The organism is Streptomyces sp. NPDC093586 (genome assembly GCF_044764905.1).
Lineage (GTDB): Bacteria > Actinomycetota > Actinomycetes > Streptomycetales > Streptomycetaceae > Streptomyces.
In genome coordinates this window covers 95,127-107,275 of sequence record NZ_JBIWJA010000019.1, presented here as the reverse complement: position 1 = coordinate 107,275, position 12,149 = coordinate 95,127, and the positions used below count along the sequence as shown (strand labels likewise).

The window sequence follows — 12,149 nt, the reverse complement described above, 5'->3', positions numbered from 1 at the left end:
GCCGGCGGGGTGAGGTCCGTCCGGCTCCGGGTGTGACGTTCACCGCTTGGGCCGGGGGGACTGGGCAGCTACGTTACTCATAAGTAGCATGGGCCTGAGCGCACGCTCAGCGTGCCGCAGCAGTGCAGTGCCATCCCGCACCCTGGAGGAGAGCCATCGTGCCTCGTACCGTCAGGGACGTCGTCTTCGTAGACGGCGTCCGCACCCCGTTCGGCAAGGCGGGCCCGAAGGGCATCTACCACGAGACCCGCGCCGACGACCTGGTCGTGAAGGCGATCCGGGAGCTGCTGCGCCGCAACCCCGGTCTCGACCCCAAGAAGATCGACGAGGTCGCCGTCGCCGCGACCACGCAGATCGGCGACCAGGGCCTGACCATCGGCCGCACCGCCGGCATCCTCGCGGGCCTGCCCACCTCGGTCCCGGGCTACTCGATCGACCGCATGTGCGCGGGCGCCCTGACCGCCGTCACCACGGTGGCCGGCTCGGTCGCCTTCGGCGCGTACGACGTCGCCATCGCGGGCGGTGTCGAGCACATGGGCCGCCACCCGATGGGCGAGGGCGTGGACCCGAACCCGCGGTTCGTCAGCGAGAAGCTGGTCGACGAGTCCGCCCTGTTCATGGGCATGACCGCCGAGAACCTGCACGACCGCTACCCGAGCATCACCAAGCGGCGCGCCGACGAGTACGCCGTGCGCTCCCAGGAGAAGGCCGCCAAGGCGTACGCCAACGGCCAGATCCAGGCCGACCTGGTGCCGGTCTCGGTGCGCCGCACCAACGCAGAGGGCGGCGAGACGGGCTGGGGTCTGGTCACCGCCGACGAGCCGATGCGCCCGGGCACCACGCTGGAGAACCTGGCGAACCTGAAGACGCCGTTCCGCGTGCACGGCCGGGTCACCGCGGGCAACGCGGCCGGTCTGAACGACGGCGCCACCGCCTCCCTCATCGCCAGCGAGGACTTCGCCCGCGAGAACAACCTCCCGGTCAAGATGCGCCTCGTCTCGTACGCCTTCGCGGGCGTCGAGCCCGAGGTCATGGGCTACGGCCCGATCCCGGCCACCGAGAAGGCCCTCGCGCAGGCGGGCCTGTCGATCTCCGACATCGGCCTGTTCGAGATCAACGAGGCCTTCGCCGTCCAGGTCCTCGCGTTCCTGGAGCACTACGGCATCGCCGACGACGACGCCCGCGTCAACCAGTACGGCGGCGCCATCGCCTTCGGCCACCCGCTCGCCTCCTCCGGCGTCCGCCTGATGACGCAGCTGGCCCGCCAGTTCGAGGAGCAGCCGCACGTCCGCTACGGCCTGACCACCATGTGCGTCGGCTTCGGCATGGGCGCGACGGTCATCTGGGAGAACCCGCACTTCGAGGGGGACAAGTGAGCACCACCGCAGAGCTGCTGAAGGGTGCGGCCGAGCTGTTCCCCGGCGAGGTCGTCACGAGCGCGCACGTACGCCACTTCGACCTGCCCCTGGGCGCGGGCCGCTTCGCCCTGATCACCCTGGACAACGGTCACGACCACACCAAGCCGACCACGCTCGGCCCGCAGTCGCTGGCGAACATCGACGCCGCCATCGACCAGGTCGAGAAGGAGGCCGCGGACGGCGACATCGTCGGCGTCGGCGTCACCGGCAAGCCGTTCATCTTCGCGGTCGGCGCCGACCTCAAGGGCGTCGAGCTGCTGAAGCGGCACGAGGACGCGCTGGCCATCGGCAAGGGCGGCCACGATGTCTTCAAGCGGCTGTCCCAGCTGGCCGTGCCGACCTTCGCGTACTACAACGGCGCGGCCATGGGCGGCGGCGTGGAGATCGGCCTGCACTGCGCGTACCGCACCGTGTCGGCGGCGCTCCCGGCGTTCTCCCTGCCCGAGGTCTTCCTCGGCCTGGTCCCCGGCTGGGGCGGCTGCACGCTGCTGCCGAACCTGATCGGCGCGGACAAGGCCGTCTCGGTGATCATCGAGAACAGCCTCAACCAGAACAAGCAGCTCAAGGGCAAGCAGGTCTACGAGCTCGGGATCGCGGACGCGATCTTCGAGGGCGCCGACTTCCTGGAGCAGTCGCTGATCTGGACGGCGTCCGTCCTCAAGGGCGAGATCACCGTCGAGCGTCCGGTGATCGACCGGGGCGAGGCTTGGGACCAGGCGGTCGCGCGCGGCCGGTTCATCGCCGACTCCAAGGTGCACGGCGCGGCCCCGGCCGCCTACCGCGCGCTGGACATCATCGCCGCCGCCAAGAACGGCGACCTCCAGCAGGGCTACGACGCCGAGGACCAGGCCCTGGCCGACCTCATCATGGGCGGCGAACTGCGCTCCGGCATCTACGCGTTCAACCTGGTGCAGAAGCGCGGCAAGCGCCCCGCCGGCGCCCCGGACAAGTCGCTGGCCCGCCCGGTGACGAAGGTCGGCGTCGTCGGCGCGGGCCTGATGGCCAGCCAGCTGGCGCTGCTGTTCCTGCGCCGCCTGGAGGTCCCGGTCGTCCTCACGGACATCGACCAGGAGCGCGTCGACAAGGGCGTGGGCTACGTCCACGCCGAGATCGACAAGCTGCTCGGCAAGGGCCGGATCAACCAGGACAAGGCCAACCGCCTCAAGGCCCTGGTGACCGGCGTCCTGGACAAGGCCGAGGGCTTCGCGGACGCCGACTTCGTCATCGAAGCGGTCTTCGAGGAGATGGGCGTCAAGCAGAAGGTGTTCGCGGAGGTCGAGGCGGTCGCCCCGGCGCACGCGATCCTCGCGACGAACACCTCGTCCCTGTCCGTGTCGGAGATGGCGTCGAAGCTGAAGCACCCCGAGCGGGTCGTCGGCTTCCACTTCTTCAACCCGGTCGCGATCCTGCCGCTGCTGGAGATCGTGCGCGGCGAGCGGACCGACGACGCCTCGCTGGCGACCGCGTTCGCGGTGGCCAAGAAGCTGAAGAAGACGGCCGTTCTCGTCAAGGACGCCCCGGCGTTCGTCGTGAACCGCATCCTGACCCGCTTCATGGGCGAGATCCAGAACGTCATCGACGAGGGCACCCCCGTCGAGGTCGCGGAGAAGGCGGTGGAGCCGCTCGGCCTGCCGATGTCCCCGCTGGTCCTGCTGGAGCTGGTCGGCCCGGCGATCGGCCTGCACGTCTCGGAGACCCTCAACCGGGCCTTCCCGGACCGCTTCACGGTCTCCCCGAACCTCAAGGCGGTCGTCGAGGCGGGCAAGCGCGGCTTCTACGTCTACGACAGCGGCAAGCCGGAGCTCGACCCGGAGGTCGCCGCGCTGCTGAAGCAGGGCGACACCGTCCTGACCCAGGAGCAGGTCCGCACCCGCGTCCTGGACGCGGTGGCGCAGGAGATCGGCCTGATGCTCGACGAGGGCGTCGTCGCCGAGGCCCAGGACATCGACCTCTGCCTGATCACCGGCGCCGGCTGGCCCTTCCACCTGGGCGGCATCACGCCGTACCTGGACCGCGAGGGCGTGTCGGAGCGGGTGAACGGGAAGCGGTTCCTGGAGCCGGGCGTGGCGTCGGTTCCGGCGTGACGCCGCATCGATCCGGTACGTGAAGAGGGCCCCCGCCGAGGCGGGGGCCCTCTTCCGCGTCGTGCCGGCTCACCGACGGCCGCCGTTCGTCGCGGTGACCGGGGGAAGGCCTCCACGGCGGACACGACCGGCCCGCCGCAGACTCCGCCGTCCGCTCGGGACCGGCGGCGGGGGCCGGGTGCCTTCCTCGCGTCAGACCGTCTGCCACGCCGTGAGCGCCGGGCCCGGCTCGTCCGTGCGGCGGGCCAGCAGGAGCTGTCCCGTCGACGGGGAGAGGGCCGCCGCCACCACTCGGCCGTCGGCGTCCAGGGCGAGGGAGACCTCGGCGTCGGCGGGCAGGTGTGGCCCGGACTCGGTCCACCGGACGTCCGCCGGCTCCTGCTCGGCGGGGTACGCCGCGAAGGCGACCCGGCCGGAGGAGGCGCGCTGGGCCAGCAACGTGCAGTCCTGGCCGTCGAGTTCACAGCGGACGGCCGCCACCGGGCCGGGGCCCGCCGCGGGGAGCAGGGGCACCGGATCGGCCCCGGGGCGCCAGGCGCACAGGGTGCCGGACGTGTCGGTGAAGAAGAGCGTGGTGTTCTCGTCGGAGGTGGCCAGGGCGCGCAGGGTGCCCGGACGGGCCTCGGCCTTCACCGACTCCACCGCGCCGAACACCACGCCGGAACCCGGCTGACGCCAGTGCATGAGCATGCCGGGAGCGGCCGCGTACGCCTGCATGCCCCCGTTCACCCCGGCCAGCGCGACGGGCCCGCCCTCGATCGCCGCCTTGAAGTCGTGCCACGGGCCCCAGCTGCCCTTCTGGCTCTGGGCACGCATGGTGAGACCGCCGCCCTCGCCCTGCACGAAGACGTGCGCCCGGCCGTGGCCGTCGACCGCGACGGCCGGCGGGCTGGTGCGGTCGCCCTTGCCCGCCGGGTGGCCGATGTCGTCCCAGTCCAGCGGGGCCAGCAACGGCTGGAAATGCACGGAGTGCACCAGACTCGACCGGCCGGGCCCCGCGGGCCGCCAGGAGACCAGGTGCACATAGCCGTCGGCCCCCTGCCCGAGCGCGAGGACCGGATGCGGCACCTGCCCCCCGCCCACGATGCGCGGTGCACCCCACGCGCCGCCCGGCACGAGCTCGGCGCGGCACAGGACCGCGTCGGGTGTCACGTGGTAGATGCTGAGGCGGCCGTCACGACCGCGTATGAGCCACTCTCCGATCACAGGCTCACTCTATGCTGCCCGCCCGCGGTCCCCCGCGCGTGGGGTGGGCGTGCGACCCTGGCCCCATGAACGGCAGCGCACCCCTCATCGTGATCGTCGACGGCGCGAACGTCGTGGGGTCCGTGCCCGACGGATGGTGGCGGGACCGGCGGGGGGCCGCGGAGCGGCTGCGTGACCGGCTGGCGGCGGACGGGACGCCGGGACTTTGCGGTCCGGTGGAGATCGTGCTCGTGGTCGAGGGCGCGGCCCGGGGTGTGGACTCCGTGCCCGGTGTACGGGTGGAGGCCGCGCCGGGCAGCGGGGACGACCGCATCGTCGAGCTGGTCGCCGGGGCCGGTGACCGCCCCGTCCTGGTGGTGACGGCGGATCGCGAGCTGCGCCGCCGGGTGACGGAGCTGGGTGCGGAGGTGGCGGGCCCCCGGACGGTCAGGCCGGCCTGACGACCGCCCGTGCAGCGCGTCCGCCGGCCGGCGCCCCGCGCCCGGCCGTATGCCGTCCGGCCCCGTGCGTTCCCGGAAGAGGGCGTACGGGGCCGGTGCGACGCGAGGCGGCGACTACGGCGTGTTGCCGCCCGGCCGCCCGGCCGGGGTGTCCTCGCCGAGGGCCATGCGGCTGTGGGTGCGGCCGTAGAAGAAGTAGACGACGAAGCCGATCGCCATCCAGATGCCGAACCGGACCCAGGTCTCGGCGGGCAGGTTCAGCATCAGCCACAGCGAGGCGGCCACCGACACGATCGGCAGCAGCGGGACCAGCGGGGTACGGAAGGCGCGCGGCAGGTCGGGGCGGGTACGACGCAGAATGATCACGCTGATCGCGACGACGACGAAGGCGAAGAGGGTACCGATGTTCACCAGCTCGGCGAGCTCGCTCAGGCTGGTGAAACCCGCGACGATGGCGATGATCACACCGAGCAGGATGGTCGGCCGGTACGGGGTCCGGAACCTCGGGTGGACCACGGAGAAGAAGCGCGGCAGCAGTCCGTCGCGGCTCATCGCGAAGAACACCCGGGTCTGGCCGAGCAGCAGGATCATGCAGACCGTGGTCAGGCCGACGGCGGCACCGAAACTGATCACGCCGGAGAAGAAGGGGTGTCCGGTGGCCTTGAACGCGTCGGAGAGCGGGGCGTCGACGGAGAGCTTCGTGTAGTGCTGCATGCCGGTGACGACGATCGAGACGGCGACGTACAGGATGGTGCAGATGAACAGGGAGCCGAGGATGCCGCGGGGCATGTCGCGCTGCGGGTTCCTGGTCTCCTCGGCGGCCGTGGCGACGATGTCGAAACCGATGAAGGCGAAGAAGACGACGGAGGCGGCGGTGAAGATTCCCATCACGCCGAAGTTGGACGGCGCCCACCCGAACATCAGCTGGATCAGCGGGGAGTGCAGCCCCCCGCCCGCCTCGACGGGTTGCGCCTTCGGGACGAAGGGGTCGTAGTTGGCGCCGTTGACGAAGAAGGCGCCCGCGATGATCACGATGAGGACGACGATCACCTTGACGGCGACGACGACGGTGGTGATGCGGGCCGACAGCTTCATGCCGAGGACGAGGATGCCGGTGAGCACCAGCACCAGCCCGGCGGCGAGGATGTCGAAGCCGAATCCGTCGGCACCCTCCCGGCCGCCGAGGACCTCGGGGAACTGCCAGCCGGCGTTCTCCAGGAACGAGCGGATGTAGCCCGACCAGCCGACGGCCACCACCGCCGTGCCGAGCGCGAACTCCAGGACCAGGTCCCAGCCGATGATCCAGGCGGGCAGTTCACCGAGCGAGGCGTAGGAGAAGGTGTACGCGGAGCCGGCCACCGGGACCGTGGAGGCGAACTCGGCGTAGCACAGCGCGGCGAGCGCGCACACGACGCCGGCGACGACGAAGGCCAGGGCGACCGCGGGCCCGGCGTTGTTCTTGGCGACCGTGCCGGTCAGCACGAAGATGCCGGTGCCGATGATGACACCGACACCGAAGACGGTCAGATCCAGCGCGGACAGGGATTTCTTGAGCGCGTGCTCCGGTTCCTCCGTGTCCTGGATGGACTGCTCGATGTTCTTGGTCCTGAAGAGACTGCTGCTCACGGGTACCTCCGACGCTTGTCGGCCTCGACATGATCGTGAGGGGGCGTAGTGCGTATGCCCGGGCGTGAGCGGATTCACGCGGATGGGCAGGTTTCGCCACCGCAACGAGTGGAGAACCTGCCCATCCGGCCCTGCGTCAGTCGCGCGCGGCCTCCACCGGGTCCACCTCGGCGTCCGTGCGCTCGTAGCGCCCGTCGAGCTTGGCGACCAGGCCGGTGACCTGGCGGGCGATGTCCGGCGCGGTGAGCCCGATCTCGGCCAGGACCTCGGCGCGCGAGGCGTGGTCGAGGAAGCGCGGCGGGATGCCGAAGTCGCGCAGCGGCACGTCGACGCCCGCGTCGCGCAGGGCCTGGGCGATCGCGGAGCCGACACCGCCGACCCGGGAGTTGTCCTCGACGGTGACGACCACGCGGTGGCGCTCGGCGAGCGGGGCCATGGCCTCGTCGACGGGCTTGACCCAGCGCGGGTCGACCACGGTGGTGGTGATGCCCTGCTTGCCCAGCATGTCGGCGACCTCCAGGCACATCGGCGCGAGGGCGCCGACGGAGACCAGCAGGACGTCCGGGGTGTCGGTGCCGGGGGCGCGCAGCACGTCCATGCCGCCGACGCGGCCGACGGCGGGCACGGCGGGGCCGACGGCGCCCTTGGAGAAGCGGACCACGGTCGGCGCGTCGTCCACCTCGACGGCCTCGCGCAGCTGGGCGCGGACCTGGTCGGCGTCGCGCGGGGCGGCGAGCCGCAGACCGGGGACGACCTGGAGGATCGACATGTCCCACATGCCGTTGTGGGAGGCGCCGTCGGTGCCGGTGACACCGGCGCGGTCGAGCACGAAGGTGACGCCGCACTTGTGCAGGGCGACGTCCATGAGGACCTGGTCGAAGGCGCGGTTGAGGAAGGTGGCGTACACGGCGAAGACCGGGTGGACGCCGGCGTGGGCGAGGCCGGCCGCGGAGACGGCGCCGTGCTGCTCGGCGATGCCGACGTCGTAGACGCGGTCGGGGAAGGCCTTGGCGAACTTGTCGAGGCCGACCGGCTGGAGCATCGCGGCGGTGATGGCGACGACGTCCTCGCGCTCCTCGCCGATCCTGACCATCTCGTCGCCGAAGACGGACGTCCAGTCGGCGCCGGAGGTGGAGATGGGCAGGCCCGTGTCGGGGTGGATCCTGCCGACGGCGTGGAAGCGGTCGGCCTCGTCCGCCAGGGCGGGCTGGTAGCCGCGGCCCTTCTCGGTGAGGCAGTGCACGATGACGGGGCCGCCGAAGCGCTTGGCGCGGGTGAGGGCGGACTCCAGGGCCTCGATGTCGTGGCCGTCGATGGGGCCGACGTACTTCAGGCCGAGGTCCTCGAACATGCCCTGCGGGGCGATGAAGTCCTTCAGGCCCTTCTTCGCGCCGTGCAGGGTGTCGTAGAGGGGACGGCCGACGACCGGGGTGCGCTCCAGGAGCTCCTTGGTGCGGGCCAGGAAGCGCTCGTAGCCGTCGGTGGTGCGCAGGGTCGCCAGGTGGTTGGCGAGGCCGCCGATGGTGGGCGCGTAGGAGCGCTCGTTGTCGTTGACGACGATGACGAGGGGACGGTCCTTGGCCGCGGCGATGTTGTTCAGCGCCTCCCAGGCCATGCCGCCGGTGAGCGCGCCGTCGCCGATGACCGCGACGACGTGCCGGTCGTCGCGTCCCAGGACCTGGTTGGCCTTGGCGATGCCGTCGGCCCAGCCGAGGACGGTGGAGGCGTGACTGTTCTCGATGACGTCGTGCTCGGACTCGGCCTGCGAGGGGTAGCCGGACAGGCCGCCCTTCATCTTCAGCCTCGAGAAGTCCTGGCGGCCGGTGAGCAGCTTGTGCACGTAGGACTGGTGTCCGGTGTCCCAGAGCACCTTGTCGGTCGGGGAGTCGAAGACGCGGTGCAGGGCGAGGGTGAGTTCCACCACGCCGAGGTTGGGGCCGAGGTGGCCGCCGGTCTTGGAGACGGCGTCGACGAGGAAGGTCCGGATCTCCTCTGCCAGCCGGCCCAGCTCTTCCAGGCTGAGCCGGTCCAGATCGCGCGGTCCCGTGATGCGGGTCAGCAGCGGCACCCGTGCCTCCTTGAAGTAGAGCTGTTGCCGGGCTCGACGAGTCTAATGTTCCGCCCAGGGCACCGGTCATCGGGAGTGCCGTCCATTTGTCGCAGTTTCGTTCGTGGAACCGGCACAGCCTGTGCGTACGTGCGGCCGGGGAACGTCCGGCCGGGCCGTACCGCTCAGCGCGCGGCCCCGTCGCGCGCCACCACGTGCCGCAGGCCCTCCTCGGTGACCCTGGTGTGTCCCAGCCGGTCGAGGAGCTCGAACAGGGGCACCGCGACCCGCCGCGAGGTGCCGAGCACCTGGCGACCGGCGCTGAGCGTGAACGGCTGCGGCAGCCGGGCCAGGCGGGCGAGTGCGAGCGGCACGGCATCGGGGTGCACGTACACGCTCTGGTCCAGGCGGCGAAGCCGCCCGCGGTCGGCCGCGGCGCGCAGGTGGAAGCGGGTGAGCCCGAGCGCGTCCAGCTCGGGCCGGTCCGGGGCGTCGAACGGGTCGGCACGCAGCCGCGCGTACACCGCGTCGAGCGCGCTCGCGATCCGGTCGGCCTGCGCGGGCCGGGCGCCCGCCCCGCGCAGGCCCGCGCCGTCCCGTACCAGGCCCAGCTCGTCGGCCGCCGCGCTCAGCAGAGCGCCGTCGACGAGGCCGCTCGCCCGGAGCGCGGCCTCGCGCGGCAGAGCCGGGGCGTCCGGCCGCGCGGCGGCGCGTGCCCGTACGGCCTCGGTGAGTCGTGCCGTGCGCTCGCGCCACCAGTCGGCGTCGACGCACCACCCGGCGATCTCCCGTGTCCCCCGCGGTGCGGGCGCGTCCGGTGCCATGTGTCCGGTCCGGGTCAGGGCCGTGCGCCGTACCGCGCCGCGCCGCGCGATCTCCGCGGCGGCGTCGGGCCGGTCGGGGCGGGCGGCGAGGTCCGCGTGGCGGCGGGCGGCGGCGCCCCGCCGGGACAGCGGCGGCGGTTCCAGGTCGAGGACGACGAGGCCGGCGACGATCCGCTGCTGCCCCGGGTCCCGCAGCAGCGCCCGCTCCCCCACGTCGAGGGGCAGGTCGCGCTCCGCCCGGATCCGCGCCGTTCCCTCGCCCAGGCGGCGTACGCGGACGGGGACGGCAGCGGACCCCACGTGCAGGATCAGCCGGCTCGCCCGGCAGTCGGCGAGCCGGTCGACCCGCGCGTCGAACTCCCTGGTGCCCGCCCACCAGCCGGGGGCCACCAGGGCGTCGCCGCGGCGGATGCCGTCACGGGGCGTCCCGCGCAGGTTCACGGCGACCCGGGCGACGGCGTCGGCCCGTTCGACGCTCCGGCCGAGACTCTGCACCTGCCGGACGCGGACCGGCTCCCCGCGGGACCAGAGCAGCAGTTCGTCGCCGCGGGCGATGCTGCCGCGGCCCAGGGTGCCCGTCACGACGGTTCCGGCGCCGCGCACCGTGAAGACGCGGTCCACCCACAGCCGGGTGCGCGGGGTGGGGGACGGGGCCGGCAGCCGCGCGGCCAGGCGGGCGAGCGCGCCGCGCAGTTCGGGCAGGCCCGCGCCGGTCGGTGCGCTGGTGACGACGGCCTCCAGAGCGGCCAGCGGGGTGCCGGCCAGCCGGTCCCTGGCCTCCTCGACGGCGAGGTCGCCGTCGCCGAGGTCGGCGCGGGTGACGACGAGGACACCGTCGCGCACGCCGAACGCGCTCAGTGCCTCAACGTGTTCCTGGGTCTGCCGGCTCCAGCCCTCGTCGGCGGCGATCACGAGCAGTGCGGCGGGTACCGGGCCGACGCCCGCCAGCATGTTGGAGACGAACTTCTGGTGACCGGGCACGTCGACGAAGGTCACCGTCTCGCCGGTGGGCAGCGACGTCCAGGCGTAGCCGAGGTCGATGGTCATGCCGCGCCGCTTCTCCTCGGCCCAGCGGTCGGGTTCCATTCCGGTCAGGGCGCGGACCAGGGTCGACTTGCCGTGGTCGACATGGCCCGCGGTGGCCACGACGTGCACGGCCGCCTCACCCCGCCGGGCAGGTGCCGGGGCACCCGGCGTCCCGGGCCGCGGCCACGGCCGCCGTGAACAGGTCGTCGTCCCGTTCCTCGGGGACGCAGCGCAGGTCGAGCAGGAGCGCGCCCCTGGTGGTGCGCCCCACGACGCTGGGGCGGCCCCGGCGCAGCGGGTCGGCGAGGTCCGCGCAGACCCGCACGGCCCAGCCCGGCAGCCGCTGCCCCGGGGCGCCGCCGCCTCCGACGGCGCCGTCGTGCGGGACGACGGCGGCGGTGACGCCGCGGGCGGTGAGCCGGTCCACGAGCACGGTGCTGCGCGCCCGCAGCCGTACGGGGTCGGTGTGCAGGGCGCGGTGCACGGGCGGTTCGGGGCCGCGCAGGGTCGCCTCCAGGGCGGCGAGGGTGAGCTTGTCGACGCGCAGGGCGCGGGCCAGCGGGTGACGGCGCAGGCGTTCGACCAGGGCCGCGGTGCCGAGCAGCAGTCCTGCCTGCGGGCCGCCGAGGAGTTTGTCGCCGCTGGCGGTGACGAGGGCGGCGCCCTGGCGCAGCCAGGTGGTGGCGTCCGGCTCGTCGGGCAGCAGCGGGTCGGGACGCAGCAGGCCCGAGCCGATGTCACCGACCACGGGCACCCCGAGGCCGGCCAGGTCGGTGACCGCAACGGCCGAAGTGAAGCCCTCGACACGGAAGTTGGACGGGTGGATCTTGAGGATGCAGGCGGTGTCGGGGCCGAGGGCGTCGCGGTAGTCGGCGAGGTGGGTGCGGTTGGTGGTGCCGACCTCGCGCAGCCGGGCGCCGGTGCTGACCAGCAGGTCGGGCAGCCGGAACCCGTCACCGATCTCGATGAGTTCGCCGCGGCTGACCACGATCTCGCGGCCCTGTGCCAGCACCGTGGCCGCCAGGGCGAGCGCGGCGGCGCCGTTGTTGACGACGTGGGCGTCGCCCGCGTCCGGCACGGCGGCGCGCAGCGCGTCCAGGGCGCCCCTGCCACGCCGGTCGCGCCGCCCGCTGTCGATGTCGTACTCGACGTCGACGTGTCCGGCGGCGGCGTCCACCGCCGCGCGGGCCTGCGCGGACAGGGGGGCGCGGCCGAGGTTGGTGTGCAGGACGATGCCGGTCGCGTTGAGGACGGGGCGCAGGGACATGGCGTGCTCGGGCAGCAGCGCGACGGCTGCGTCGGCGATCTGCTCGGGCGGCACCTCGGCGGCGCGCACCCGGTCCTGGGCCCGGTGCACGGCCTGCTTGACGAGGGCGGGGCCGAGCCGGCGTGCGGCCTCCACGAGCCGGGGCTCGGCGAGCACGGCGTCGGTGCGGGGCACGCGCCGGTGGGCCGGTGCGGGGGTGCGGGGCGCCATG

General features: G+C 73.1%; 8 protein-coding genes. 3 read left to right on the top strand and 5 right to left on the bottom strand.

The features are described 5' to 3' along the window. Positions 1 to 158: 158 nt before the first annotated feature. The gene (locus ACIRFH_RS20850) at positions 159 to 1,376 is read left to right on the top strand and encodes a thiolase family protein (protein WP_403522700.1); all 1,218 of its coding nucleotides are present in this window, start codon (positions 159 to 161) and stop codon (positions 1,374 to 1,376) included. Further along, complete coding sequence (locus ACIRFH_RS20845; RefSeq protein WP_403522697.1) at positions 1,373 to 3,502, top strand: 3-hydroxyacyl-CoA dehydrogenase NAD-binding domain-containing protein; 2,130 nt, start codon at positions 1,373 to 1,375, stop codon at positions 3,500 to 3,502. The genes ACIRFH_RS20850 and ACIRFH_RS20845 overlap by 4 nt, the downstream gene beginning before the upstream one ends. A 192-nt stretch (positions 3,503 to 3,694) precedes the next feature. Here the strand turns inward: ACIRFH_RS20845 and ACIRFH_RS20840 are convergent, their stop codons facing one another. Continuing rightward, a complete protein-coding gene (locus ACIRFH_RS20840) occupies positions 3,695 to 4,708 on the bottom strand; it encodes a hypothetical protein (protein ID WP_403522694.1) in 1,014 nt (337 codons plus the stop codon). 65 nt (positions 4,709 to 4,773) lie between these two features. Between ACIRFH_RS20840 and ACIRFH_RS20835 the strand changes: the two genes are divergently transcribed. After that, positions 4,774 to 5,148 (top strand): NTP pyrophosphohydrolase, encoded by a 375-nt coding sequence (locus ACIRFH_RS20835; protein WP_403522691.1) that lies wholly within the window; start codon positions 4,774 to 4,776, stop codon positions 5,146 to 5,148. A gap of 114 nt (positions 5,149 to 5,262) precedes the next feature. Here the strand turns inward: ACIRFH_RS20835 and ACIRFH_RS20830 are convergent, their stop codons facing one another. The 4 genes from ACIRFH_RS20830 to selA all read right to left on the bottom strand — a co-directional run bounded on the left by ACIRFH_RS20830 (position 5,263) and on the right by selA (position 12,148). Further along, entirely contained in the window at positions 5,263 to 6,774 is a 1,512-nt protein-coding gene (locus tag ACIRFH_RS20830) for an amino acid permease (RefSeq protein WP_403522688.1), read from the bottom strand. Between the two features lie 136 nt (positions 6,775 to 6,910). After that, the gene (gene dxs / locus ACIRFH_RS20825; RefSeq protein WP_403522686.1) at positions 6,911 to 8,842 is read right to left on the bottom strand and encodes a 1-deoxy-D-xylulose-5-phosphate synthase; all 1,932 of its coding nucleotides are present in this window, start codon (positions 8,840 to 8,842) and stop codon (positions 6,911 to 6,913) included. A 164-nt stretch (positions 8,843 to 9,006) separates the two neighbouring features. Then, positions 9,007 to 10,800, bottom strand: coding sequence for a selenocysteine-specific translation elongation factor (gene selB, locus ACIRFH_RS20820; RefSeq protein WP_403522683.1), 1,794 nt, complete (start codon positions 10,798 to 10,800; stop codon positions 9,007 to 9,009). 7 nt (positions 10,801 to 10,807) lie between these two features. Beyond that, positions 10,808 to 12,148 carry an L-seryl-tRNA(Sec) selenium transferase gene (gene selA / locus ACIRFH_RS20815; RefSeq protein ID WP_403522681.1) on the bottom strand — a complete coding sequence of 447 codons (1,341 nt, stop codon included), beginning with the start codon at positions 12,146 to 12,148 and terminating at the stop codon, positions 10,808 to 10,810. Position 12,149: the final 1 nt, after the last annotated feature.

Bases quoted from the DNA above. Each gene is read 5' to 3' on its own strand.
- ACIRFH_RS20835 (WP_403522691.1), top strand. From the start codon at position 4,774: ATGAACGGCAGCGCACCCCTCATCGTGATCGTCGACGGCGCGAACGTC.
- selA (WP_403522681.1), bottom strand. From the start codon at position 12,148: ATGGCGCCCCGCACCCCCGCACCGGCCCACCGGCGCGTGCCCCGCACC.